This window comes from Streptomyces griseochromogenes (genome assembly GCF_001542625.1).
Taxonomy (GTDB): domain Bacteria; phylum Actinomycetota; class Actinomycetes; order Streptomycetales; family Streptomycetaceae; genus Streptomyces; species Streptomyces griseochromogenes.
Genome location: NZ_CP016279.1, coordinates 9,893,291 through 9,917,338 on the forward strand (window position 1 = coordinate 9,893,291; position 24,048 = coordinate 9,917,338).

The following is a 24,048-nucleotide window of genomic DNA, read 5'->3' on the forward strand; positions in this document are numbered from 1 at the left end:
GCTAGCGGACCATCGGCCGGTCCTCGTCCGGCTTGCGGGCCGGGGGCGTGCGGGACAGGAACAGGCCGAACACCGGCGGCTGGGACTGGAGCAGCTCCAGACGGCCGCCGTCGGCCTCCGCGAGGTCCCGGGCGACGGCCAGGCCGATGCCCGTGGAGTTGCGCCCGCTGATGGTCCGCTCGAAGATCCGCGCACCCAGGTCGGCCGGGACTCCGGGACCCTCGTCGGTGACCTCGACCACGGCCTGGTTGCCGGTGACGCGGGTGCGCAGGGCGACCGTGCCGCCGCCGTGCATCAGCGAGTTCTCGATCAGCGCGGCCAGCACCTGCGCGACGGCGCCCGGGGTGCCGACGGCCTGCAGATGCCGTTTGCCCGAGCTGACGATGGCCCGGCCGGCGCTGCGGTAGGCGGGCCGCCACTCGGCGAGCTGCTGCTGGATGACCTCGTCCAGGTCGAAGGCGACGGCGGAGCCGGTGCGCGGGTCGCGCGAGTTGGTCAGCAGCCGCTCCACCACGTCCGTGAGCCGCTCGACCTGGGTGAGAGCGACGTTCGCCTCGTCCTTCACCGTGTCCGGATCGTCGGTGAGGGTGATCTCCTCAAGACGCATCGACAGAGCGGTCAGCGGGGTGCGCAGCTGGTGCGAGGCATCGGCCGCGAGGCGCCGCTCCGCCGTCAGCATCCGGCCGATGCGCTCGGCCGAGGAGTCCAGCACATCGGCGACCCGGTCCAGCTCCGGGACGCCGTACCGCTTGTGCCGCGGGCGGGGGTCGCCCGAGCCGAGGCGTTCGGCGGTCTCGGCGAGGTCGGTGAGCGGGGAGGCGAGTCGGTTGGCCTGGCGCACGGCGAGCAGCACGGCGGCGACCACCGCGAGCAGCGCCACGAGCCCGATGATCAGCAGGGTGCGGCCGACCTCGCGGGTCACCGCGGAGCGGGGCTCCTCGACGGTGACCGTCTCCCCCTCCTCGCCCATCTGCGTGGAGCGGATGACGTCACCCTCGGGCTTGGTGCCGATCGCGATCGGCGCCCGGCCCGGAACCCGGATCTCGGCGTACTGGTCCTTGCTGACCGGGTTGCGCAGGACCTCGGCGTTGACGTTCTCGGCCGCGAGGATCCGGCTGTCCACGATGCTGGCCAGCCGCACCGCCTCGGACTCCACGCGCTCCTGGGCACTGTTGCTGATCGTCCGCGTCTCGACGATGACGAGGGACACGCCGAAGACCGCGATCACCACGAGGACGACGGCGAGGGTGGACTGGATGAGACGACGACGCACGGGGCCCTCCGGAGTGGCTTACGACGACCAGTGTGCCTTGCGACTCCGGCCCGGGGCAGCCAGCCCAGGGGCGCGGGACCCGGTCGACACGCGGCTCCGCCGCGCGGGCGCGACCAGCCACGACGGACCGGCGGCCGCACACCCCGCATCAGCCCCTGCGGCGCTCAGCTCTTTTCGAACCGGAAGCCCACGCCACGCACGGTCGCGATGTACCGGGGGTTGGCCGCATCATCACCGAGCTTCTTGCGCAGCCAGGAGATGTGCATGTCGAGCGTCTTGGTCGACGACCACCACGTCGTGTCCCAGACCTCACGCATCAACTGGTCCCGGGTGACCACGCGGCCGGCGTCTCGCACCAGCACCCGCAGCAGGTCGAACTCCTTCGCGGTGAGCTGGAGTTCCTCGTCGCCCATCCACGCCCGGTGCGACTCGACGTCGATCCGCACACCGTGCGTGGCCGGCGGCTGCTGCGGCTCGGCCGCGCCGCGCCGCAGCAGGGCCCGCACCCGGGCGAGCAGTTCGGCGAGCCGGAAGGGCTTGGTGACGTAGTCGTCGGCGCCCGCGTCCAGGCCGACGACGGTGTCCACCTCGTCGGCCCGCGCGGTCAGGATGAGGATCGGCACGGTCTGGCCGTCGGCGCGCAGTCGGCGGGCGACCTCCAGGCCGTCCATGCCGGGCAGGCCCAGGTCCAGCACGACCAGATCGACGCCGCCCTGCATTCCGGCGTCGAGCGCGGTGGGTCCGTCCTCGCGCACCTCGACCTCGTAACCTTCCCGGCGCAGGGCGCGGGCCAGCGGCTCCGAGATGGACGCGTCGTCCTCGGCGAGCAGTACACGGGTCATGCAGTGATGGTAGACCGCCCGCGCGTAGTGCTGGGGTGTGATCGGTTCCCGGCTTCTTACCTTGCCGGGCCAGTGGTACGAACCATTGCCCCAGAGGTGCGATCGTAGAGGGGACCTTGGAAACCCCTCCCATGGTTCCCGCGACACCTGTGATCCGTGTCTCAAGTCCTTCCATATCCGGCACTGTCCTGCCGTATGGTGACCTGAACGCCTGTAGCACACCGGGGACCTTTGGCGAGCATGATTGCTGAAGGTCTCTTTTGTGTGCGGGCTGGCGAACACCAGCCTTTGAAAGGAATGACCTCTGGCCGGGCCCTGGACGCAGTGACGCGTGCGAGGCGTGGATCCCGGTGGTCGCCGTCCGCCGCGCCGTGATCCGGAGCGGACTCCCCCTGGGCGTGGGGGTGGACGACCGACCCTGCCGGTGCCGGCCGCACCCCCACCGGGCGCGCAGCGCTCCAACGCGCGTCCCGACCAGCAAGGAACGACCATGGCGTCCAGCCTGACGAAGGACTCGGTCCGCCCGGGCACCCCCGGGTCCGAGAAGACCTTCTTCGGCCACCCCCGCGGCCTGGCCACTCTCTTCATGACCGAGATGTGGGAGCGCTTCAGCTTCTACGGCATGAGGGCTCTGCTCGTCCTGTACTTGGTCGCCCCGGCGGCCAAGGGCGGGCTCGGATTCGCGGCCGCCACCGGTGCGGCCATCTATTCGGTCTACAACGCCACGGTGTACCTGCTGGCCATGCCGGGCGGCTGGATCGGCGACCGGCTGTGGGGTCCGCGCAAGACCGTGGCGGTCGCGGGCACGATCATCATGATCGGCCACTTCCTGCTCGCCGTGCCGGTCCAGGCGTGCTTCTTCGTCGGCCTCGTCTTCATCGCCGTCGGTTCGGGTCTGCTGAAGGCCAACATCTCCACGATGGTCGGCCACCTCTACCCGGACCGCAACGACGCCCGCCGCGACGGCGCCTTCACGGTCTTCTACATGGGCATCAACCTGGGCGCGTTCGTCGCTCCGCTGCTCATCGGCTGGGTCGCCGACGTCACCAACTGGCACTTCGGCTTCGCGCTCGCCGGTGTGGGCATGGCGCTGGGCCTGGGTCAGTACCTGCTCGGCACCCGCCACCTGAGCCCGATCAGCAGCCAGGTGCCGCAGCCGGTGGACGCCGCCGAGCGCGCCGCGCTGCTGAAGAAGGCGGGTCTGTGGGCCGCCGCCGCCGCGGTCTTCTACGGCGTCGTGGTCGCCACCGGCTCGTTCACGATCGACTGGGTCCTGTGGCCGCTGTCCCTGATGGGTCTGGCGCTGCCCGCCTTCTACTTCACCCGCATGCGCCGGGACAAGGAGCTGACGGCGGACGACAAGTCCAAGATCACCGGCTACGTGTGGTTCTTCGTCGTCGCCGCGGTCTTCTGGATGATCTACGACCAGTCCGGCTCGACCCTGAACCTGTTCGCGAACGACCACACGGCGAACAAGCTGTGGGGCTTCCACTTCCCGGCCAGCTGGTTCCAGTCGCTGAACCCGCTCTTCGTCATGGCGCTCGCCCCGGTTATCGCGACGCTGTGGATCAAGCTGGGTCACCGCAACCCGAGCACGACGGTGAAGTTCGCCCTCGGCCTCGTCGGCATCGGTGTCTCCTTCGGCGTGATGATGCTGGCCATGGGCGCCGCCTCCGGCGACGCCAAGGTCACCCCGCTGTGGCTGTGCGCCGTCTACCTGATCCAGACCGTGGCCGAGCTGTGCCTGTCCCCGGTCGGCCTGTCGGTCACCACCAAGCTGGCGCCGCAGAAGTACGCGAGCCAGATGATGGGCCTGTGGTTCCTCGCGGTCACCGCCGGTGACTGCCTGGCGGCCCTGACCCAGCTCGTCGTCGGGGACTCGTTCCTGTCGACGACGTCCTTCGCGATCCAGGGCGTGATCGCCGCCCTCGGCGGCCTGGGCTTCCTCGCCTACCGCAAGAAGGTCATCAAGCTCATGGGCGACGTGCACTGATCACAGTGCGCTGACACAGCCGGCAAACACGAAGGCTGCCCGGGAAGTGTTCCCGGGCAGCCTTCGTGTTGTGTCAGCGCGTCAGCCGCACTTCACGCCCCACAGCGAGGCGACGGCGCAGCCGAGCGCGTAACCACCCTCACCGCTCTGCCACTTGCCCGGCGAGTGCTCGCCGAACCCGGCCGCGCTGGCCGAGCCCGCGCTGCCGAGGGCGATGGCGCCCGCCAGAGTCAGAGCTGCGAGGGCCCCCGTGAACTTCTTACGCATGGTTCTCCCTGAACGAGCCGGACTGCCCGCTGACGCACCTCTGGTCAGGAGGTACCGAAAGGACAGCCGGGATTTCCGTGTCTGGAAGCAGCCGCGGAATGGCTGGTTCCGGGATGGGAATTTAGTCTCACGGGTGATCTTCGCGCCAGTCCCAGACGATGTTCTGAGGAACATTTGAGGTCGGTTTCCCGAGGTCAGCGCGTCCGCCGTCGGGGCATGAACGTGAACACCGCCCCGCCCAGCAGGATCGCCGTGCCCGCGACCAGGCCGAGGGCCTTGAGGGCACCGTGGTTGCTGGAACCGGTCTCGGCGAGGCCGCCCGCGCCGCTGCTGCCGCCCGAGGAACCCGAGGCCCCCGAGGACGAGGAGCCCCCGGAGGTCGACGTGCCGCCCGAGGCCCCGCCCGGCTGCTGGGTGGTGTCCAGGGTCAGCGAGACCTCCGACTTGGTCGGCGTGCAGACCGTCGTCGTGCCCAGGGCCTTGATGGTCAGCACCCCGGGCGACAGGGTCGAGGTGCCGTTCGCGCCCGGCTTGTAGGTGCCGGTGAGGTCCGGGATCTCGATCGGTTGGCCGGACTTGATGGGGTTCGCGTTCGTCGGCCCCTCCACATGTACGGTGCCCTTGTCCGCGCCGCCCAGCGCCACCTCCATCGACGGCTTCACGGAGTCCTTGGGGATGTCGGCGGGGCTGTTCATCACCGACTTCTTGAACTGCACGGTGAGGTCGTAACCGCCGCCGTTCTTCTTGGCGTTGATCTGCACCGGCGAGGTCGCGTTCTTGTCGCCGATCGGCGTCTTGCAGGCGTAGGGCACCTGGACCTCCTTGCCGGGGAAGTCGGTCTGACCGGTGCCGCCGGTCGACGTCGCCGTGGCCGTGGGACTGTGCGTCGGCGACCGGGTCGGAGTCGTCGACGGGGTCGGCGTCCCGCTCGGCGTGCCCCCGCCGCCCGGCGTCACCTGGATCGAGGCCGCCTTCTGCACGGTCTCCTTCGGCGTGCACTTGGTGTCCGTCGACATCGCGTTGACGGTGTACGCGTCCGGCGTCAGCGTCACCTCGCCGGCCGTCGTCAGCTTCAGGCTGCCCTTCATGTCGGACAGCACCATGTCGCCGCCCTTGGGGATCGCCGGGTTCTGCCGCGGTCCCTGCATGGCGACGTCGGCGGTCTGCGCGCCGGCCGCCTTGAGCACCCCGGACGGCTGCACCGAGTTGGCGGGCAGATCGATGATGTTCGGGTTCTTCGAGGCGGCCTGTACGAACTTCCACACGACGTCCACCGTGTCGCCCACCTTCGCCGTGGCGGGCGCGGTGATCTCGACCTTCGTGGTGCCGTCCACCGGGTCGATGCCCGCGGGCGGCACGCAGTGGGTGGCGAACGACACCTGGGCCGCCTGCGCGGGCGTGGCGGCCACGCCCAGCAGCACACCCGCCGAGCAGAGCACCAGTGCGGCGCCCGTGGCGCCCGTCCTGCGGGCCGGTGTGCCTCTCCTTCGCATGCTCACGTTGGTCCCTTCGTGGTCGGAGTCGTAGGACTCGTCGGGCTGTCGTCGTGCGGTGCGGAGAGCCGGCCGGCCGGGTCGCCCGGAGCGGAGTCCGGGGTGAACCACGGCAGGGTCGGAGTCGGTTCGGGCCGTGGCCCGGGGGTGCGGGAGCGGAGCGGGAGCAGTGCCGGCCGGGCGAGCCGGCGGTGGCGGACACCGCCCGGCCGGCGCGGCCGTACCCGGTCCACGACGGCCATTCCGGCGCGGAAGACGGCGGCCGGCACGACCAGGCAGAGCAGGATCCAGAACAGCGTGACGCCCCAGGGGCGGCCGACGCCCCACGGCTGCTCGGCGAGGACCCTGCCGTCGTACTGGAGGGACACGGTGTAGTCGCCGTGCGCCGCGGCCGACAGCTCGACGGGCAGCTTGATCTGTGCCCTCCTGCCGGGCGCGAGGGTGCCGCGCCACTGCTGCTCGTCCCACTGGGGGGCGAAGACGCCGTGCGCGGTGCCGACCCGGAAGACCGGGTCCTTGATCGCGGCGGAGCCGCTGTTGCCGACGGTGAAGACCAGGGTGCGGCTCGGCGGCGCCCCGAACCAGGTCAGCAGGGAACCGGAACCGGTCAGCCGGGTGTCGGACAGGATCGACAGACGGCCGCCCGAGGTCTCGGCGGGCAACGGGGCGACGGGGTGCCCGGCGACCTGGAAGACCGCGTCCGCCTCGGCCATCGGGCCGGTCACCGTGGCCACGTGCACCACGCAGGGGCACGGCACGGGCGGTTCGGCGACCGGCAGCTTCTTGGTGAAGGAGCCGTCGGAGCCGGTGGTCACGGCCCGTCCGTCGCCGTTGGCGCAGGAGTTGGTGCCGCCGATCACGCCCCGGGAGGGGGTGGACCGCCCGCAGATCAGCATCATCAGCAGGGTGTGCGACCGCCAGCCGCCGCCGCTGACGGTGATCGAGCCGCCCGTGCCCGCCTGGGACGCGGACAGCTTCACGGCGGGCCCGTCCGCCCTGGCCACGGGGGCGGCGAGCGGCAGCAGGAGCAGCGCGAGCACCGCCGCCAGCACGGGCAGCCGGAGGATCCGTACGCGGCCGCTCACTTCACCGCTCCAGCCGTCAGCCCGGCGTCGGAAAGGGGGACTTCGCCCGCGCCGGCGCGGTCCGGAGCGCCGGCCGCCGAGCCGCGGTCCGCCGTACGGCTCCCCCGCCGTCGTACGACGATCACCGCGCCCGCTCCGGCGGCCGCCACGCCCGCCCCGCCCGCCACCGCGCCCCACGGCACGAACCGCGCCCGCGCGATCGCCGTGTCGTGCGCGCCGCCCTGCGCCGTGACCGTCAGTCGTACGTCGACCGAGTCCAGCGCCGGCCGGTGCGGCCAGGGCTCGGTCAGTCTCAGGCGCGTGCTCGGCCGCAGGCGGACCGGCAGGGTGCGCGGCGCGCGGTCCAGGACCCGGCCGAAGACGCCGTCCGCGCGGACCGCGAGCCTCGGCACGAGGACGGTCGTGCCGCGGTTGACCAGCTCGTAGGTGATGCGGTCGCCGCGCACCGCCACCTGCTCGACGGTCAGCGCGGCGAGCGCCGGGCCGCCGACGCGCAGGCGCATCGGCACGGTCCTCGTCCGGCCGTCGGTGTCGCGCGCGACGATCGTGCCGGAGCGGTCGCCGGGCTCGGCCCCCGCCGGGACGCTCACCGTGAAGGGCACGTCGGCACGGGTGCGGGCGGGGACGCGTACGCCCCGCTCGGCGAAGGCGATCCGGACGCCGGTGCCGGACAGGCGCACGACGACGGGCGCGCGCCCGGGGTTGGTGACGGACACCGTGTCCTGCAGGAGCGTTCCGGGCGGGCCCTCGGCGTAGAAGGACGGGCGCTCGCCTCCCGAGGGCGCGACGGACCAGCCTCCGGCGGCCGAGGGCGAGGGCGCCGCGCCCAGCAGGGCGATGAGGCACAGCGGCGCGATCAGGCCCAGGGGCGCGGTCCGGGCGAGGGCCGGAGGCAGGCGACGGGCGCGGGGCAGGGCACGGGCGGCGGACGGCATGGGCGGCTCCAGCGGTCTTGACCTGCGGTTCGGCGGTGTACCGGCGGCTCGGTGGCGTACCGCGCGCCTTCGGCGCCGTACGGCCGGCTCGACGGCGCACCCGTGGCTCAGCGGCGTACCGCCTGGCCGCGTCGGGTCAGCCACAGTGCGCCCGCCGCGCCCGCGAGCAGCACCGTGCCGCCGAGCGTGCCGAGGGCGACGGCGGAGTCCGCGGGGCCGGTCTGCGGGAGCTGCCCGCCCGACGAGCCGGTGCCGTTCGCGGTCGAGGAGCCGTCGGCGGAGGTGCCCGAGGAGCCGCCGCCCGCCGCCGTCACGTCCAGCGTCAGGGACGGCCCCGGGTTGTTGGCCGGCGTACAGGTCGTCGTCGTGCCGAGCGCCTTGATGGTGAGCGTGGCCGCCGTGAAGGTGACTTTGCCGGTCTTCCGCGGCGTGTAGGTACCGCTCAGGTCGCTGATCTTGATGGGCGTGTTGGCGGGGATCGCGGCCGAGTTGGCCGGACCCGTCACGGCGAGAGTGCCGCTGTCGGCGCCGCCGAGCCTGATGGTGGCGCTCGGGTTCATCGCGCCCTTGCCCAGCTCGACCGGGCTGGAGGAGACGCCCTTCTGCCAGGACATGGTGATCTTGTAGGTGCTGCCGCTCTTGACGCCCTTGATGTCGATGGGCGAGACGGCGCTCTTGTCGCCGATCGGCGTCTTGCAGTGGTAGTTGACGTCGACGACGTCGGCGTGGGCCGCCGGTGCGGCCAGCAGCACCACCGAGCCGGCCAAGGCGGCGGCGGACGCGAGCGCGGCGGTTCGTTTCGGGTACGACACGGTCGGTCCACCCCATTCATTCCTGACGGCATATCAGATTTGGCCGTCAAGGTACGCCGGGGGCCGTGAGGAGGGAAGACGCGGCACACGCCGGAGTTGTGTCGATCCGGCGTGTGGGAAGGGGGATTCGAGTGGAGACCGTGGCTCAGGCGGCTGCCGAAACGGTCATGCGGGAGCGCCCAGTTCCGCCCACACCGTCTTTCCCGACCGGCCCGGGGTGCGCACCACGCCCCAGTCCAGGCACAGCCGCTGCACGATGAACATGCCGTGACCGCCGGGGCGGCCGGCGCGGTGCGGGGTGCGCGGGGCCGGCTGGCCGGTGCCGCGGTCGGAGACCTCCACCCGGATCACCTTGTCGTCGCAGGCGAGGAACAGCTCTTCCGGGCCCTCGGCGTGCAGACAGGCGTTGGTGACCAGTTCGGACACGACGAGCAGCACGTCCTCGGCGGCGGCCCGCCGGTCGGCGGTGGCGGCGGGCAGCCAGCCCCACGCGTACAGCGCCTGCCGGGTGTAGTCGCGCGCCAGCGGGACGACCCCGCTCTCGCCGTCCAGGCGCAGCCTGCGGGTCTTCCGCCCCGGGGCCTCCTGCGCACCCTCGGTCGGCACGGACGGCGCGGCTGCCCCCGCGGGTGCGCCGGTCTCCGGCGCACCCTCCTCGGACGCCCCGGAAGCGCCGCAGGGCTCCGGGCCGCGGTCGCCCGGCGAGCAAGGCCGGGTGGTGCTCATCAGCGCTTCACCTCACCGATTCACCAGTTCACGATTCAAAAGTCCGGCACCGGTCGATGCCGGGTCGTACGCCGTCCGCCCCACGGTCCGCACGTGGCTCCTCCGCCGTCGTCAGCCCTTCACAGAAACGTCGCACCCAGGCCGTTCGCCGGTTTCCGGGGCGGTCCGGGAGACCGGCGGCGGACGGGGTCCAGGACATCTCCTGCCCGGCCGATCCGGCGGAACACCCCCACTTCGGGCCGGACCGGTGCGACGTACGACACCTGCCGGAGGGGGACGACCGGGGCGCGGGTCTCAGTCGGCCTCGCCGGACAGCGCCGCCGCCACGGAGTCATGGACGGTGAAGACCGCCTCGGCTCCCGTGATCTCGAACACACGAGCGACCACCGGCTGCATCGCGGCCAGGTGCACCCCGCCTCCGGCGGCCTCCGCCTTCAGCCGGGTCCCGAGCAGCACATTGAGTCCCGTGGAGTCACAGAACTGAAGCTGTGAGCAGTCCACCACGAGCCGTGAGAAGCCTTTTCCCAGGAGGTCGTCGAGCGGCTCGCGCAGGAGATCGGCGGTGTGGTGATCGAGCTCACCCGCCGGTGTCACTACGGCGCTGGAGCCCTCTTCCCGCACCTCCACCAGAAGCCGGCCCGACCGTGCACTGCCGACCGTCCCGTGGTCCATGCCGTCTCTCTCCCGAGGTCGTGGCTGCTGCTGACGCCCTCGAACATTACGCCTTCCCTGCACACTCCGACACCCGAACAACCTCGCATTATCAGACATATCACTACAGAACGCACTTGCGACCGGCTCGGTGGACCGGGTAGGGCTAGTAAGGACACACATCCGAACACGCCGGCTTTGGAGGCGCCGCACACCGCAGTGCACGTAATGGCTTCGGCAGCCATATGCCGAGAACGATGGAGGACACCCATGTCACCCCGGCTCGACGCATCGCATACCCGAACAGCGACGTCGACACCCCCACCGGAACAGCTGGATCATGCCCTCGACCCCCTGGATGCCCTCGACCCCCTTGAGGGACTCCCGGAGATCCCCCCCTTCGACGAGGTCGACGCGGTGGACGCGCGGGCCCTGTCCAAGACCCTCTTCGGGCGGCTGGAGTCGCTGGAGGAAGGGACGCACGACTACTCGTACGTCCGCAACACGCTCGTCGAACTGAACCTCGCGCTCGTCAAGTTCGCCGCCTCGCGTTTCCGCTCGCGCAGCGAGCCGATGGAGGACATCATCCAGGTCGGCACCATCGGCCTGATCAAGGCGATCGACCGCTTCGAGCTCTCCCGCGGCGTGGAGTTCCCCACGTTCGCGATGCCGACCATCATCGGCGAGATCAAGCGCTTCTTCCGTGACACCTCGTGGTCCGTGCGGGTGCCGCGCCGGCTGCAGGAGCTACGGCTCGACCTGGCCAAGGCCGGGGACGAGCTGGCCCAGCGGCTGGACCGCGCCCCCACCGTCGCGGAGCTGGCCGAGCGCCTCGGCATCTCCGACGACGAGGTCGTCGAGGGCATGGCCGCCTCGAACGCCTACACCGCCTCCTCCCTGGACGCCCAGCCCGAGGAGGACGACACCGAGGGCGCGCTCGCGGACCGGATCGGCTACGAGGACCACGGGCTCGAAGGGATCGAGTACGTCGAGTCGTTGAAGCCGCTGATCGCCGAACTGCCGTCCCGGGACCGGAAGATCCTGAGCCTGCGTTTCGTGGCGGGCATGACCCAGTCGGAGATCGGCGAGGAGCTCGGCATCTCCCAGATGCACGTCTCCCGGCTGCTGTCGCGGACGCTGGTGCGGCTGCGCAGGGGGCTGACCGTGGAGGAGTGACCCTCCGTCACGCTCATGAGGCGGCTCGGCAACCTCGCCGGGCCGCTTCGCCGCGTTCGAGCACCCGAACCGTTATGGGGTTACCCCGGGAAACCTCTTTCCCGAACCCCACCCCTCCACCACGATGGGCCCCCAAACCGGCTGGTACGCCGGAAACCACGGGGACGGAGGCCACGGAATGGCTCAGGGCGGCGACGGGGCCGAGCCGGGCACGGAGCACGCGGACGCGCCGGACGCGCGACTGACGGAACTGCTGCGCGCCGCCACCCCTACGGCCTACCCGGCCCTCCAGGAGCTGCGCCGCCGGCACCACCCCTCGGTCCTCGCCTACGCCCGTCTGTGCGCCGCGAGCGAGTCCGCTGCACGCCGGCTGGCCGCGGAGGCCATCACGACGGCGGCCCGCGAGACGGCCCGCGGCCGGGAGCCGAACGTCCCCCTGCGCCACCAACTCCTGCTGCTCACCGTACGGTTGGCGGCTACCTGGTCGGCCGACGAGCGCTCGGCCGGGGTGGACCCGGCCCTCCTGCTGGTGCTGAACTCCAGCGGTCTGCCCGACGGCCCGACGCCTCCTCTCCTCCCGGCGTTCCAGACGCTCCCGTCCCGCACCCAGGGCCTGATCTGGTACGGCGTCCTCGAAGAGGAACCCGTCGAGCGCACCGCCGCCTTCCTCGGCCTGAGCCGGGCGGACGTGGCCCACGGCACCTCGCCGGCCCTCAAGGCCCTGGCCCAGGCCTGCCTGAGACACCGTCTGGCCGCCTCCGACGATCCGCGCTGCCCCGACTTCCGCCGTCTGATCGAGGAGGCGGTACGGCCGGACGGTCCCCGCTACAGCGCCGACCTGGACGCCCACAAGGCGCACTGCCCGTACTGTACGGCCGCGTTCGAGGACCTGAGCGCGCTGCGGGACACCCCGAGGCAGGCGCTGGCGGAGGGTCTGCTGCCCTGGAGCGGAACGCCCTACATACGCCCCGGCGGACCGAACCCGGCCGCCGAACCCCCCGCTCCCCGCCCGAGTGGGCCGCCCCGGCGCCGCTATCTGCTGGCGTCGCTGGCCGTGGGAGTGGCCCTGGCCCTGCTGCTGGTCTTCCTCCTGACCTCGCGGAACAGCCCCGACCAGCACCCGACGGCGGCGACGCCCACACCCCCACCGGTGACGGTGACGGCAACGGTCTCGCTCTCGCCGTCCCCGTCCCCCACCCCGACTCCCTCTCCTACCCGCACACACAAGTCCCCGTCCCCGAAGAGGACTTCGCACAGCCCGGCCCCGACCCCGAGCCGAACACCGAGCCCGTCCCCCACGCCCTCGCCCCCGGGCCGCGCCTACGCCCAGGTGGTGAACCTCGCCTCGGGCCGCTGCCTCGACATCCGCGACGGCGACCTGTCACAGGGCAACGACGTCATCACGGCACCCTGCTCCTCCTCCCCCACCCAGCGCTGGCGCGTCGACACCTACCTGGGCGTCCTGCGCTCGGCCGCCGACGCCGACTTCTGCCTGGACAGCCGCGGCTCGACCGACCGGGGCGTGGGCATCTGGGACTGCGACTCGGTCTACAGCGACAACGGGCAGAACCTCCGCTTCACCGTCGACCCCGATGGCACGATCCGCCCGTCGATCGCCATCGAGACGGCGGTGACACCGGACGGCGGGGACGGGGTGAGCCTGGAGCCCCTGAGCGGGGGGCCGGAACAGCGGTGGCGTGCCGGGGCCTCCTGAACACGGCCCCGGCCGGCCGGGTCACACCAGCCGCTCGCCGCGGCGCCACACCCCGCTCACCAGCGGCACCCCCGGCCGGTACGCGAGGTGGACGTGGCTCGGCGCGTCCAGCAGTGTCAGGTCGGCGCGGGCGCCGGGCCCGAGGCGGCCGATGTCGGTGCGTCGGAGGGCCGCCGCACCGCCCGCCGTGGCCGACCAGACCGCCTCGTCGGGGGTCATGCGCATGTCGCGGACGGCGAGGGCGATGCAGAAGGGCACGGAGGAGGTGAAGGACGAGCCGGGGTTGCAGTCCGTGGAGAGGGCGACGGTCACGCCCGCGTCCAGCAGGCGGCGGGCGTCCGGCCACTCGGCACGGGTGGAGAACTCGGCGCCGGGCAGGAGGGTGGCGACCGTGTCGCCGTTCGCGAGGGCGTCGACATCCGCGTCCGTGAGGTGGGTGCAGTGGTCGGCACTGGCCGCGTCCAGCTCGACGGCCAGCTGCACGCCGGGGCCGTAGGAGAGCTGGTTGGCGTGGACGCGCGGGTGCAGGCCCTTCGCCTTGCCCGCGGTGAGGATCGCCCGCGCCTGGTCGCCGTCGAAGGCGCCCTTCTCGCAGAAGACGTCGACCCAGCGGGCGTGGGGCGCGCAGGCGTCCAGCATCTCGCCGGTGACCAGCGCGACATAGGCCGCCGGGTCGTCGGCGTAGTCGGGGGAGACGATGTGGGCGCCGAGGTACGTCACCTCGTCGGTGTGCCGCGCCGCGATCCGCAGGGCGCGGGCCTCGTCCTCGACCGTCAGGCCGTAGCCCGACTTCGTCTCGAAGGTGGTGGTGCCCTGGCGGAGGGCCTCGGCCAGGTAGCGGGTGAGGTTCGCCTCCAGTTCCGCGTCGGTCGCGGCGCGGGTGGCCGCGACCGTGGTGCGGATGCCGCCCGCGGTGTAGGAGCGGCCGGACATGCGGGCGTTGAACTCCTGGGTGCGGTCACCCGCGAAGACCAGGTGCGAGTGGGAGTCGACGAAGCCCGGCAGCACCGCCCGGCCGCCCGCGTCGACCCGGTTGTCAGTGGCGGGTGCTTTGCTGGATTCACCGGTCCACGCGATGCGGTCGCCGTCGATGACGACGGCCGCGTCCTGGATCAGACCGAGGGGGGATCCGTCACCCAGGGAGGGATCGTTGGTGACCAGCGTGGCGATGTTGGTGATGACGGTGCTGCTGCTCATGGTGTCCTCAGGGGTGGCCGGGTGGGGTTCGGCGGGTTCGGTGGCGGTCAGCCGCGCAGGGCGTCGATGGCTTCCGCGAGTGCCGACGGCACGTCGGACACGAGCGCGTGCACACCGTCGCGTACGATATGACGGCCGCCCACGATCGTGTGCCGTACGTCCGCCGCGCTCGCCGCGAATACGGCCGTCTCGGCGCCCAGCCTGGGCAGCGGCCCGGCCGTCCTGACCGAGTCGAGCGCGATCGTCGTCAGATCGGCGAGCGCGCCGGTCTCGATGCTGCCGGCCTCCTGCCAGCCGAGGGCGGCGTGGCCGTCGGCGGTGGCGGCCCGCAGCAGCGCCGCGGCGGTCCAGTGGCCCCGGGTGCGGGTGCGCAGCCGCTCGTCCAGCTCCATCGCGCGCGCCTCTTCGAGCAGGTCGATGACGGCGTGGCTGTCGGAGCCGAGGGAGAGGGGGGAGCCCGCCCGCTGCAGGGCGACGGCCGGGCCGATGCCGTCCGCCAGGTCGCGCTCGGTCGTCGGGCACATGCAGGTGCCGGTGCCCGAGTCGCCGAGCAGCGCGATGTCCTCGTCGGTGAGGTGCGTGTTGTGCACACCGGTGGTGCGCGGCCCGAGGACGCCGTGGTCGGCGAGCAGCCGGGTGGGGGTGCAGCCGTGCGCGGCCCGGCAGGCGTCGTTCTCCGCCGTCTGCTCGGACAGGTGCACATGCAGCGGGGCCCGCCTCTCCTCGGCCCAGTGCGCCACGGTCGCCAGCTGGTCCGCGGGCACGGCCCGCACGGAGTGGACCGCCGCCCCGATCCGCGCGTGATCCCGTTCCTTGAGAACTGCACAGCGTTCGGCCCAGGCCTCGGCGGTGCCGTCGGAGAAGCGCAGCTGGTGCTCATCGGGCTGCGCACCGAAGCCGGAGGAGAGGTAGACGGTGTCCAGAAGCGTGATGCGGATGCCGGCCTCGGCGGCGGCCGCGATCAGCGCCTCGCCCATCGCGTTGGGGTCGGCATAGGGGCTGCCGCCGGGGGCGTGGTGCACGTAATGGAACTCGCCGACGCAGGTGATGCCGGCCAGGGCCATCTCCGCGTACACCGCGCGCGCGAGGGCGTGGTACGTCTGGGGGGTCAGCCGGTCGGCGACCGAGTACATCACCTCGCGCCAGGTCCAGAAGGTGCCGGAGCCGATCTGGACCGTGCCGCGCAGCGCCCGGTGGAAGGCGTGGGAGTGGGCGTTCGCCAGGCCGGGCAGGGTCAGACCGCGCAGGATCTCGGCACCGGGCGGCGGGGTGGGCGCATCGGTGCGGACGGCGGCGATACGACCGTCCGCGACCTCGACCACCACACCCGGCTCGACGTTGGTGTCGAGCCAGGCGTGCTCCAGCCAGTACGTCCGCGTCGTCTGCGTCGTCACGTGCGGGCCAGTCCTTCCAGTACGTCGGCGAGTGCGTGCACTCCGGCCACGCAGTCGTTCTCGGCCGCGAACTCGGCCGGGGAGTGCGAGACACCGGTGGGGTTGCGCACGAACAGCATGGCGGTCGGAATGCGCCCGGAGAGGATTCCGGCGTCGTGTCCGGCACCGGTTCCCAGGACGGGCACCGTCAGTCCGGTGTCCTTGCCCAGGATGCGGCCCAGCTCGTCACGCAGGGCATGGTCGAACTCGACGACCGGGGTGAAGGACTCCCGGACGACGTCGAGGTCGATGCCGTGGGCGTCCGCGTACTGCCGCGCGGCCTTCTCGATGCCGCCGACGACCGTGTCCAGGCTCTCCTGGTCGGCGGCGCGGGAGTCGAGCCAGCCGCGCACCAGGGACGGGATGGCGTTGACGCCGTTCGGCTCGACGGAGATCTTGCCGAAGGTGGCGACGGCACCGGCGAGTGCGGCCTCGCGGCGGGCGGCGAGGACGGTCTCGGCGTACGACAGCATCGGGTCGCGCCGGTCGGCCAGCCGGGTGGTGCCGGCGTGGTTGGCCTCGCCGCGGAAGTCGAAGCGCCAGCGGCCGTGCGGCCAGATGGCGCTGGCGATGCCCACCCGGTCGCCGGACAGGTCCAGCGCGCGGCCCTGCTCCACGTGCAGCTCGACGAAGGCGCCGATGCGGTCGAGCCGCTCCGGGTCCGCTCCGATGGCCTCGGGGTCGTATCCGGCGGCCTCCATGGCCTGCGGAAGGCTGATCCCCTCCCCGTCGGTGAGCCGGTGGGCCTGCTCGACGGTCAGCTGCCCGGCGGTGAGCCGTGAGCCGACACAGGCCAGCCCGAACCGGGCGCCCTCCTCGTCACCGAAGTTGACGATGGCCAGCGGCTTGCCGATCCGCGCTCCCCTCGCGCGCAGCTCATCGAGCGCGGCGAAGGAGGACACGACACCGAGGGGGCCGTCGAAGGCGCCGCCGTCCGGCACCGAGTCCAGATGCGACCCGGTGACGACGGCGTCCCCGGCGGCCGGATCCCCGAGCCAGGCCCACTGGTTCCCGTTCCGGTCCACCTCGTAGGCGAGCCCACGCGCCTCGGCCTGTTCCTGGAACCAGCTCCGACACTCGGCGTCGGCACCGGTCCAGGCGTAGCGCCGGTAGCCGCGGGAGTCGGGGTGCCGGCCGATGGGAAGCAGTTCCCGCCACATTTCCTGGAAGGAAGGCGCGGTCCATCCAGGCTGTGGGCAGTCGTTTTGCAGGGTGATGGGGGTCCCCCCGGTCGAGCGGAGCCGAGACTGGGGGCGGGCGGGCACAGCCGAACCCGCACCCGGCGACGAGACCTCGGCCCCCACCGAAGAGTCGCCGTACCCGCCCTGAACCTCACTCACGCGCCGTCACCCTCGCGCATAGGAACCCGGACCCCACGCTCGGCAGCCACCGACTCCGCGATGTCGTACCCCGCGTCCACGTGCCGGATGACACCCATACCGGGGTCGTTGGTGAGCACACGCCGGATCTTCTCGCCGCCCAGCTTCGTACCGTCGGCCACCGTGACCTGACCGGCGTGGATGGAGCGGCCCATGCCCACACCGCCGCCATGGTGGATGGACACCCACGACGCACCGGAGGCCACGTTGACCATGGCGTTCAGCAGCGGCCAGTCGGCGATCGCGTCGGAGCCGTCGAGCATGGCCTCGGTCTCCCGGTACGGGGAGGCGACGGAGCCGCAGTCGAGGTGGTCGCGGCCGATGGCCAGCGGGGCCGCCAGCTCGCCGGAGGCCACCATGTCGTTGAAGCGCTCGCCGGCCTTGTCGCGCTCGCCGTAGCCGAGCCAGCAGATGCGGGCGGGCAGGCCCTGGAAGTGGACGCGCTCACGGGCCATCTTGATCCAGCGGGCCAGGGACTCGTTCTCGGGGAAGAGCTCCAGGATCGCCTTGTCGGTCTTGGCGATGTCGGCCGGGTCACCGGACAGGGCGGCCCAGCGGAAGGGGCCCTTGCCCTCGCAGAAGAGGGGCCGGATGTAGGCGGGGACGAAGCCGGGGAAGGCGAACGCCCGGTCATAGCCGGCCAGCTGGGCCTCGCCGCGGATGGAGTTGCCGTAGTCGAAGACCTCGGCGCCGGCGTCCATGAAGCCGACCATCGCCTCGACGTGCTTCGCCATCGACTCCCGGGCACGCGTGGTGAACCCGGCCGGGTCCTTGGCGGCGGCGTCGGCCATGTCCTCGAAGGCCACGCCGACCGGCAGGTAGGACAGCGGGTCGTGGGCGGAGGTCTGGTCGGTGACGATGTCGATGGGCGCGTTCATCGCGAGCAGCTGCGGGACCAGCTCGGCCGCGTTGCCGAGGACGCCGATGGACAGCGGACGGCGGGCGTCGCGGGCCTCCACCGCCAGCTGGAGCGCGTGGTCCAGCGAGTCCGCCTTCACGTCCAGGTAGCGGTGCTCGATACGGCGCTCGATGGCGCGCGGGTCGCAGTCGATACAGATGGCGACGCCGTCGTTCATGGTCACGGCGAGGGGCTGGGCGCCGCCCATGCCGCCGAGGCCGGCGGTCAGGGTGATGGTCCCGGCGAGGGTGCCGGCGAACTTCTTCGCGGCGACGGCGGCGAAGGTCTCGTAGGTGCCCTGGAGGATGCCCTGGGTGCCGATGTAGATCCAGGAGCCGGCGGTCATCTGGCCGTACATGGTCAGGCCGAGGGCCTCCAGACGCCGGAACTCCTCCCAGTTGGCCCAGTCGCCGACGAGGTTGGAGTTGGCGATGAGGACGCGCGGGGCCCATTCGTGGGTCTGCATCACGCCGACCGGGCGGCCGGACTGGACCAGCATGGTCTCGTCCTGCTTGAGGGTCCTGAGCGTGCGCACCATCGCGTCGAAGGAGCGCCAGTCACGGGCGGCCTTGCCGGTGCCGCCGTAGACGACGAGCTTGTCGGGATGCTCGGCGACCTCGGGGTCGAGGTTGTTCTGCAGCATCCGCAGGGCGGCTTCCTGCTGCCATCCCAGGGCGCTGAGTTCCGTGCCGCGCGGTGCTCGTACGGGGCGGGGTCCCGACATCGTCTTCCTCCTCCTGTAGCTGTGTCTATTCACATCCTGGCTCTCTGAATAGAACTAGTCAATACATCGGCGGGCCCGCGTCGGTGCGCCGCGGATGTTTGGCTGGAAGGTACGGGGAAGCACGCGAAGGGACACGAAGGCCGACAGAGTGGGGAACCCCGTGCAGAACGACGAGAACGACGAGAACGGCATCGGCGGCGAGGCCCGCGACCGCGCCGCCCGGCGGGACGAGGCCGTGCGCGGCGCGGTGGATCAGGGGCTGCTGGGGCCGGACGCGGCCGTGGTGGGGCTGCTGGACGTCACCGGCATCCGGGAGTCGGCGGCGGCGCTGCGGGCGGCGTTCGACGCGGTCGTGGCACCGGGGACACCGGTGCTGCACGCCTTCGCCGTGAAGGCGACCCCGCTGGTGCCGGTGCTGCGGCTGCTGCACGAGGAGGGCATCGGCGCGGAGGTGGCGAGCCCGGGCGAGCTGGCGCTGGCCCGGGCGGCGGGGCTGCCGCCGGAGCGGACGGTGCTCGACTCGCCCGCCAAGACCCCGGCCGAGCTGCGCGAGGCGCTGGCGCTGGGCATCGCCGTCAACGCGGACAACCCGCAGGAGCTGACCCGGCTCGACGCACTGGCAGGGTCGGCGCCCACCCGCTCGCCGCTCGGCCTCCGGGTCAACCCGCAGGTCGGCGGCGGCAGCATCGGGGCGACCTCGACGGCGACGGAGACCTCCAAGTTCGGCGTGGCGCTGCGCGACGAGGGGGCCCGGGAGTGGGTCGTCCAGGCCTTCCGGGACCGGCCGTGGCTGACCCGGCTGCACGCGCACACCGGTTCGCAGGGCATCCCGCTGCCGCTGCTGGCGCGGGGCGTCGCGGAGACGCACGCGCTCGCGGAGGAGATCAACGCGCGGATCGGGCGGCCGCAGATCGACACGCTCGACATCGGCGGCGGGCTGCCGGTCGACTTCGCCGCGGAGTCGACGGCACCGACGTACGCGCAGTACGCGCGGCTGCTGGCCGATCAGGTGCCGGGGCTGTTCGACGGGCGGTACGGGCTGGTGACCGAGTTCGGGCGGTCACTGCTGGCCAGGCACGGCACGGTGGTGGCACGGGTGGAGTACGCGAAGAGCTCCGGCGGGCGGCGGATCGCGGTCACGCACGCGGGCGTGCAGGTGGCCACGCGGACCGTGTACGCGCCGGGGACGTGGCCGCTGCGGATCGCCGCGTACGACACCAAGGGCCGCCCGAAGACGGGTCCCGAGGTGGTGCAGGACGTCGCGGGCCCGGCCTGCTTCTCGGGCGACCTGCTCGCCGAGGGGCGCGCGCTGCCCCTGCTGGAGCAGGGCGACTTCGCGGCGGCACTGGACACGGGCGCGTACTACTTCGCCCACCACTACGCCTACAACTCCCTCACCCGGCCCGGGATCTACGGCTTCGCGCCGGACGGGTCCGGCGGGGTCACGTTCGCGACCGTGCGGGAGCCGCAGACCGTGGCGGAGGTCGTGGCCGAGTCCGGTGGGGCGCACGCGGCCGCGCTCACCATCCTCCGCGCGCGCGGGAGCCGTTGACACGCTCCGCCCACCACTCGAACGAATGGCTCAACCGCCGTGAAACACACGTCAGTTGACCCACACTAGTACGCCGGACGCATGTTCCACCGGAAAATGCCAAAGGCTCCATCCCCCGTGCACACGTTGCGTAGTGTCAACGTCACTCAGCCGGATTCCCAGGCGGGAGGGGAGCCACGGTGCCCGGAATCGACGAGTGCCTATTGGAAGCGATGCGGCTGCCCGGTGCCCGGGGAGCAGCGCTGGTGGACTGGACGAGCGGACTGGCCCTCGGCACGGTCGGGGACGCCCCCGGCGGTGACCACGAGACCACCGCCGCCGAGGCCGCCGAACTGGCCCGCCTGGCCGCCGAACACGGCGCCTTCACGGCCGGGGACGACGCTGACGGACGCCCGCCCGTGGAGGACGTGATCGTCAGCAACCGCGACAGCTATCACCTGCTGCGGTTCGTGGACACGTCCTTCGACAGCAGCGTCTTTCTGCATCTGTGGCTCGGCCGCGAGGACGGCAACCTCGCGCTCGCCCGGATCCGGCTCGGCGAGATGGCCGCCCGGCTGGTGCTGGGATGACGAGGGTCGAGACACCTCCGCAGCTGCCGGTGCGGGACAAGAGGGCCGCGGGGGACCACACGGCGGGCGCGCTGTCGCCGATGCTGCGCCGCCTCGCCGAGGAGCAGGCCACCGGGGTGCTCATGCGCGAACACGGCACCCTTTACCTCGCCCAGGGCCGGGTGGTGCACGCCGAGAGCCCGCTCGCGCCCGGTCTGGACGTACTGCTCACGGCCCACGGCACCCTCGCCACGGCCGCCTGGCAGCGGGCGGCCGAGCGGGCCCCGGGCATCCCGGACGCCGCCCGTCTGCTGCTGGAGGCCGGGCTGCTGCCCGCGGGCGCGCTGGAGCTGTGCCATCTGGACGCGCTGTACGACGCCGGATACTTCGCGCTGGCGCCGAGCAGCACCCCCGGCCGGTTCCGCTACGACAGCGGGCCGCGCCTCGGCCCGCTGCCCTCGGTCCCGGTCATCGCCCTGGAGCGCGAGACGCTGCGCCGCCGCCTGCTCCTGCACCGCCTCTGGCCGGATCCGGCGGCCGACCGCGCCCCGCTGATCCGCGCCGACCCGGTCGCGGCGGCACCCATACCCCCGCGTCGGCGGGCGGTCCTGAACCGGGTGGACGGCGTCCGCACGGCCCCGGAGATCGCCCGCAACCTGGGCAGACAGGCCTTCCACACGCTGGTGGACGTGCGCCGCCTCGCGGTCGCCGGTCTCATCCGGCCGCTGCTCACGGCGCCCGCCCCACCGCCACTCCCCACTTCCCCGCTCACGGTCACCGACCCCGACATCGCGCTGCTGAAGAGGCTCAGGGATGCGCTGGAGGCGCTTTGAACGGCACCGCCCCGCCGAGAGGAGAGAGCTGATGGTGCCCGAACAGGACCTGCAGGCCGTCCTGGACGAACTGCGCCGGCTACGGACCCGTGTCCCGCAGCTCACCGGCGCGCTCGCGGCCGGCGTCGACGGACTCGTCGTCGCCCACGACACCCCGGGCGTCGATCCGGAGGGCCTCGCGGCACTCACCGCGGCGGCGCTCGGCGTCGCCGTGCGCGTCGCCGACGCCACCGGGAACGGCAGCTTCCGGGAGCTGTTGGTGCGCGGCGAGAAGGGTTACGTCGCCACCTACGCGGCCGGCCGCACCGCCGTGCTGACCCTGCTCGCCCAGGACCGGGTCAACGTCGGCCGGCTGCACCTGGAGGGCCGCCGGGCCGGCGCCCGCATCGGGGAACTGCTCGACGCCGCCGAGGCCGCCGCACAGGCGGAACGGCCCGCCACCAGAACCACACCCGCACGGACCCGCACCACGCGCACGCCACGCACCACGGCTGCCGAAGCGCGCACCGCAACCGACAGTTGAGAGGACCATCATGGCCAACACCGAAACCGCACTGAAAGAGGCGCTCACCTCCATCGAGGGCGCCACCGGCGTCGCGCTCGTCGACTACACCAGCGGGATGGCGCTGGGCACGATGGGCGGCAGCAAGAGCTTCGATCTGAACGTGGCCGCCGCCGGCAACACGGACGTCATCCGCGCCAAGATGCGCACGATGGAGCACCTGGGCCTCAAGGGCGAGATCGAGGACGTCCTGATCACGCTGTCGGACCAGTACCACCTGATCCGCCTGCTCAAGGGCCGCGGCGGCAATGGCCTGTTCCTCTACCTGGTCCTGGACGCGAGCCGGGCCAACCTGGCGATGGCCCGGCACCAGCTCAAGAAGATCGAGGCGGACCTGGAGGTCTGAGAAGAGGTCCGAGCGGACCTGGGGCCGAACGCCTCACACGAGCGCCGCGGTGCGGCGGCGGGCCCCGCCCGGGGCCGCGTCGCCGGCCGCGATGCCCGTGCCGCGCAGGCCCTTCACGTCCTTGCCCGCCGGGCTCCCGCCCCGCCGGTCGAGCCAGTCGACGCGCACCCACAGCAGCGTGTCCTCGGCCCGCTCGCGCCGCCCCAGCCAGGCGGCCTTCAGCCGGAGCCCGGTGCCGGCCCCGGCGAGCAGCATGCCGCCGGCCGCGGGCACCGCGAAAGAGCTGCCGAACGCGACGGCGAAGGCGAGCAGCAGCCACCCGCGGTGTCCGCGGCGCCAGGTGCGCACGGTGACCGCCCGGTCCTGCAGCACGTCGTACTTGCCCGCGCGGGCGGCGCCCCGGGCGAGGGCGGCGTACCGTTTGCGGCGTACCAGCGCCACCACGGCCGCGCTGATCAGGAACAGCGCGGCGCCGGCAAGCACCCCGATCCGGCGCCCGGTCACGCCGGGCGCCAGGACCCCGAGCCCCGTGGCGAACACCCCGATCCACCACAGCGGTGCGGCCCCGGCCCGTACGACGACGGCCACCCGGGCCAGTCCCTGTCCTCCGCGTCCTGCGCGCGCCACGTCGGCCTCCCGTGTCACGTGTCCACCCAGCGCCTGCGTTTCCGCACGACGCTAGTGGCAGAACGTGAGACGAGTCTGAGAGCGCGCCAGGTCACTCGACGAACAGGCCGCGGGCCGCCGCGTTCGTGTCGAACTCCTCCAGCCTCGCCTGGGCGTCGGGCAGATCGTCGCAGACCGCCTCCAGCAGCACCCGCCCGAGCAGCATCGGCGCGCACGCGGTGTCGAAGGCGAGCCCGGTGCCGACCGCGGCGGGCAGCAGCAGGTCGGAGTACTTGGCGACCGGGGCGAAGGCGGAGTCGGCGACCGTGACGACGGTCAGGCCCGCGTCCTTGGCGTAGCCGAGGGTGTCGACGACCTCGCGCGGATGCCGGGGCAGCGCGAAGCACAGCAGGGCCGTGGCGCCCGCGCGGACGGCGGCGTCGATGCGGTCCTGGATCATCGTGCCGCCCTCGTTGAGCAGCCGGACGTCCGGGTGGACCTTGGCGGCGAAGTACGCGAAGCCGTAGGCCTGCGAGGCGGCGGCGCGCAGCCCGAGCACCGGCAGCGGGCGGGAGGCGGCCAGGATCCGGCCGGCCTTCTGCACCGGCCGCGGGTCGGCGAGCAGCTCCGCGAGGTGCCTCAGGTTCTCGATCTCGGCCTCGACGGCCTGCTGGTACTCGTTGTACGAGCCCGTCTCCGCGGCCGGTTCGGCGGGTACGACCTCGCGCAGGTGCCTGCGCAGGGCGGGGTAGCCGTCGAAGCCCAGGGCGACCGCGAACCGGGTCACCGAGGGCTGGCTGACCCCGGCCAGTTCGGCCAGCTCCACGCTGGACAGGAAGGGCACGTCGGCGGCCCGGCGCACCATGCTGTGCGCGATGCGGCGCTGGGTGGGCGTGAGCCGGTGCCCCTCGAAGAGCACCTGCAGGCGGGTGGCCGGGCTGTCCGTCATCCCGTGCGCCAGGCCGGAGGTCACCCCGGACGGCTCGCCGAAGGCCGCCTCGGA

Annotated in this window: 23 protein-coding genes; 8 read left to right on the forward strand and 15 right to left on the reverse strand. The window is 72.5% G+C overall.

All coding sequences use genetic code 11. The features are described 5' to 3' along the window. Position 1 precedes the first annotated feature (1 nt). The gene (locus AVL59_RS43045) at positions 2-1,273 is read right to left on the reverse strand and encodes an ATP-binding protein (protein WP_067315231.1); all 1,272 of its coding nucleotides are present in this window, start codon (positions 1,271-1,273) and stop codon (positions 2-4) included. A gap of 164 nt (positions 1,274-1,437) precedes the next feature. Continuing rightward, positions 1,438-2,115, reverse strand: coding sequence for a response regulator transcription factor (locus AVL59_RS43050; protein WP_067315233.1), 678 nt, complete (start codon positions 2,113-2,115; stop codon positions 1,438-1,440). A gap of 490 nt (positions 2,116-2,605) precedes the next feature. Between AVL59_RS43050 and AVL59_RS43055 the strand changes: the two genes are divergently transcribed. After that, the gene (locus AVL59_RS43055; RefSeq protein ID WP_067315235.1) at positions 2,606-4,108 is read left to right on the forward strand and encodes a peptide MFS transporter; all 1,503 of its coding nucleotides are present in this window, start codon (positions 2,606-2,608) and stop codon (positions 4,106-4,108) included. Between the two features lie 81 nt (positions 4,109-4,189). On the opposite strand, the gene AVL59_RS43060 is transcribed toward AVL59_RS43055, so the two are convergent. The 7 genes from AVL59_RS43060 to AVL59_RS43090 all read right to left on the reverse strand — a co-directional run bounded on the left by AVL59_RS43060 (position 4,190) and on the right by AVL59_RS43090 (position 10,098). Further along, positions 4,190-4,375 carry a hypothetical protein gene (locus AVL59_RS43060; protein ID WP_067315237.1) on the reverse strand — a complete coding sequence of 62 codons (186 nt, stop codon included), beginning with the start codon at positions 4,373-4,375 and terminating at the stop codon, positions 4,190-4,192. Positions 4,376-4,569: 194 nt separating this feature from the next. Beyond that, entirely contained in the window at positions 4,570-5,868 is a 1,299-nt protein-coding gene (locus tag AVL59_RS43065) for a hypothetical protein (protein ID WP_079147265.1), read from the reverse strand. 2 nt (positions 5,869-5,870) lie between these two features. Beyond that, a complete protein-coding gene (locus AVL59_RS43070) occupies positions 5,871-6,953 on the reverse strand; it encodes a hypothetical protein (RefSeq protein WP_067315240.1) in 1,083 nt (360 codons plus the stop codon). Then, positions 6,950-7,888 carry a COG1470 family protein gene (locus AVL59_RS43075; protein WP_237281815.1) on the reverse strand — a complete coding sequence of 313 codons (939 nt, stop codon included), beginning with the start codon at positions 7,886-7,888 and terminating at the stop codon, positions 6,950-6,952. Before AVL59_RS43075 ends, AVL59_RS43070 begins: the two co-directional genes overlap by 4 nt. Positions 7,889-7,995: 107 nt before the next feature. Then, on the reverse strand, positions 7,996-8,700 hold the full coding sequence (locus AVL59_RS43080; RefSeq protein ID WP_067315242.1) for an LPXTG cell wall anchor domain-containing protein: 705 nt from the start codon (positions 8,698-8,700) through the stop codon (positions 7,996-7,998). Between the two features lie 165 nt (positions 8,701-8,865). Further along, complete coding sequence (locus tag AVL59_RS43085) at positions 8,866-9,426, reverse strand: ATP-binding protein (protein WP_067315244.1); 561 nt, start codon at positions 9,424-9,426, stop codon at positions 8,866-8,868. 294 nt (positions 9,427-9,720) lie between these two features. Next, positions 9,721-10,098, reverse strand: coding sequence for an STAS domain-containing protein (locus AVL59_RS43090; protein ID WP_067315246.1), 378 nt, complete (start codon positions 10,096-10,098; stop codon positions 9,721-9,723). Between the two features lie 249 nt (positions 10,099-10,347). On the opposite strand from AVL59_RS43090, the gene AVL59_RS43095 reads away from it, so the two are divergent. Next, complete coding sequence (locus AVL59_RS43095) at positions 10,348-11,253, forward strand: RNA polymerase sigma factor SigF (protein ID WP_067315247.1); 906 nt, start codon at positions 10,348-10,350, stop codon at positions 11,251-11,253. A 178-nt stretch (positions 11,254-11,431) separates the two neighbouring features. Beyond that, the gene (locus AVL59_RS43100; RefSeq protein WP_067315249.1) at positions 11,432-12,967 is read left to right on the forward strand and encodes an RICIN domain-containing protein; all 1,536 of its coding nucleotides are present in this window, start codon (positions 11,432-11,434) and stop codon (positions 12,965-12,967) included. A 21-nt stretch (positions 12,968-12,988) separates the two neighbouring features. On the opposite strand, the gene hutI is transcribed toward AVL59_RS43100, so the two are convergent. From hutI to hutU, 4 genes are all read right to left on the reverse strand, one after another. After that, a complete protein-coding gene (gene hutI, locus AVL59_RS43105; protein WP_067315251.1) occupies positions 12,989-14,164 on the reverse strand; it encodes an imidazolonepropionase in 1,176 nt (391 codons plus the stop codon). A gap of 47 nt (positions 14,165-14,211) precedes the next feature. Then, a complete protein-coding gene (locus tag AVL59_RS43110; RefSeq protein WP_067315253.1) occupies positions 14,212-15,558 on the reverse strand; it encodes a formimidoylglutamate deiminase in 1,347 nt (448 codons plus the stop codon). After that, on the reverse strand, positions 15,555-16,757 hold the full coding sequence (locus AVL59_RS43115) for an allantoate amidohydrolase (protein ID WP_208870542.1): 1,203 nt from the start codon (positions 16,755-16,757) through the stop codon (positions 15,555-15,557). The genes AVL59_RS43110 and AVL59_RS43115 overlap by 4 nt, the downstream gene beginning before the upstream one ends. Before the next feature lie 176 nt (positions 16,758-16,933). After that, positions 16,934-18,598 carry a urocanate hydratase gene (gene hutU / locus AVL59_RS43120; protein WP_067315255.1) on the reverse strand — a complete coding sequence of 555 codons (1,665 nt, stop codon included), beginning with the start codon at positions 18,596-18,598 and terminating at the stop codon, positions 16,934-16,936. A gap of 160 nt (positions 18,599-18,758) precedes the next feature. Here hutU and AVL59_RS43125 point away from each other — a divergent pair, with 160 nt between their 5' ends. From AVL59_RS43125 to AVL59_RS43145, 5 genes are all read left to right on the forward strand, one after another. Continuing rightward, positions 18,759-20,150, forward strand: coding sequence for a type III PLP-dependent enzyme domain-containing protein (locus AVL59_RS43125; protein ID WP_067315257.1), 1,392 nt, complete (start codon positions 18,759-18,761; stop codon positions 20,148-20,150). 179 nt (positions 20,151-20,329) lie between these two features. Further along, the gene (locus AVL59_RS43130) at positions 20,330-20,719 is read left to right on the forward strand and encodes a hypothetical protein (protein ID WP_079147267.1); all 390 of its coding nucleotides are present in this window, start codon (positions 20,330-20,332) and stop codon (positions 20,717-20,719) included. After that, positions 20,716-21,531, forward strand: coding sequence for a hypothetical protein (locus tag AVL59_RS43135; RefSeq protein WP_067315260.1), 816 nt, complete (start codon positions 20,716-20,718; stop codon positions 21,529-21,531). The genes AVL59_RS43130 and AVL59_RS43135 overlap by 4 nt, the downstream gene beginning before the upstream one ends. A gap of 31 nt (positions 21,532-21,562) precedes the next feature. Next, positions 21,563-22,054 (forward strand): roadblock/LC7 domain-containing protein, encoded by a 492-nt coding sequence (locus tag AVL59_RS43140; protein WP_067315261.1) that lies wholly within the window; start codon positions 21,563-21,565, stop codon positions 22,052-22,054. Between the two features lie 10 nt (positions 22,055-22,064). Then, positions 22,065-22,439, forward strand: coding sequence for a roadblock/LC7 domain-containing protein (locus AVL59_RS43145; RefSeq protein WP_067315263.1), 375 nt, complete (start codon positions 22,065-22,067; stop codon positions 22,437-22,439). A gap of 33 nt (positions 22,440-22,472) precedes the next feature. On the opposite strand, the gene AVL59_RS43150 is transcribed toward AVL59_RS43145, so the two are convergent. After that, entirely contained in the window at positions 22,473-23,066 is a 594-nt protein-coding gene (locus AVL59_RS43150) for a hypothetical protein (protein WP_208870543.1), read from the reverse strand. Between the two features lie 91 nt (positions 23,067-23,157). Next, positions 23,158-23,994, reverse strand: a complete 837-nt coding sequence (locus tag AVL59_RS43155) for a MurR/RpiR family transcriptional regulator (protein WP_067318454.1) — start codon at positions 23,992-23,994, stop codon at positions 23,158-23,160. Positions 23,995-24,048 lie beyond the last annotated feature (54 nt).

Bases quoted from the DNA above. Each gene is read 5' to 3' on its own strand.
- AVL59_RS43155 (WP_067318454.1), bottom strand. From the start codon at position 23,994: ATGACGGACAGCCCGGCCACCCGCCTGCAGGTGCTCTTCGAGGGGCAC.
- AVL59_RS43050 (WP_067315233.1), bottom strand. From the start codon at position 2,115: ATGACCCGTGTACTGCTCGCCGAGGACGACGCGTCCATCTCGGAGCCG.
- AVL59_RS43090 (WP_067315246.1), bottom strand. From the start codon at position 10,098: ATGGACCACGGGACGGTCGGCAGTGCACGGTCGGGCCGGCTTCTGGTG.
- AVL59_RS43140 (WP_067315261.1), top strand. From the start codon at position 21,563: ATGGTGCCCGAACAGGACCTGCAGGCCGTCCTGGACGAACTGCGCCGG.
- AVL59_RS43095 (WP_067315247.1), top strand. From the start codon at position 10,348: ATGTCACCCCGGCTCGACGCATCGCATACCCGAACAGCGACGTCGACA.
- AVL59_RS43100 (WP_067315249.1), top strand. From the start codon at position 11,432: ATGGCTCAGGGCGGCGACGGGGCCGAGCCGGGCACGGAGCACGCGGAC.
- hutI (WP_067315251.1), bottom strand. From the start codon at position 14,164: ATGAGCAGCAGCACCGTCATCACCAACATCGCCACGCTGGTCACCAAC.
- AVL59_RS43145 (WP_067315263.1), top strand. From the start codon at position 22,065: ATGGCCAACACCGAAACCGCACTGAAAGAGGCGCTCACCTCCATCGAG.
- AVL59_RS43065 (WP_079147265.1), bottom strand. From the start codon at position 5,868: ATGCGAAGGAGAGGCACACCGGCCCGCAGGACGGGCGCCACGGGCGCC.
- AVL59_RS43115 (WP_208870542.1), bottom strand. From the start codon at position 16,757: ATGTGGCGGGAACTGCTTCCCATCGGCCGGCACCCCGACTCCCGCGGC.
- AVL59_RS43085 (WP_067315244.1), bottom strand. From the start codon at position 9,426: ATGAGCACCACCCGGCCTTGCTCGCCGGGCGACCGCGGCCCGGAGCCC.
- AVL59_RS43075 (WP_237281815.1), bottom strand. From the start codon at position 7,888: ATGCCGTCCGCCGCCCGTGCCCTGCCCCGCGCCCGTCGCCTGCCTCCG.
- hutU (WP_067315255.1), bottom strand. From the start codon at position 18,598: ATGTCGGGACCCCGCCCCGTACGAGCACCGCGCGGCACGGAACTCAGC.
- AVL59_RS43060 (WP_067315237.1), bottom strand. From the start codon at position 4,375: ATGCGTAAGAAGTTCACGGGGGCCCTCGCAGCTCTGACTCTGGCGGGC.
- AVL59_RS43135 (WP_067315260.1), top strand. From the start codon at position 20,716: ATGACGAGGGTCGAGACACCTCCGCAGCTGCCGGTGCGGGACAAGAGG.
- AVL59_RS43055 (WP_067315235.1), top strand. From the start codon at position 2,606: ATGGCGTCCAGCCTGACGAAGGACTCGGTCCGCCCGGGCACCCCCGGG.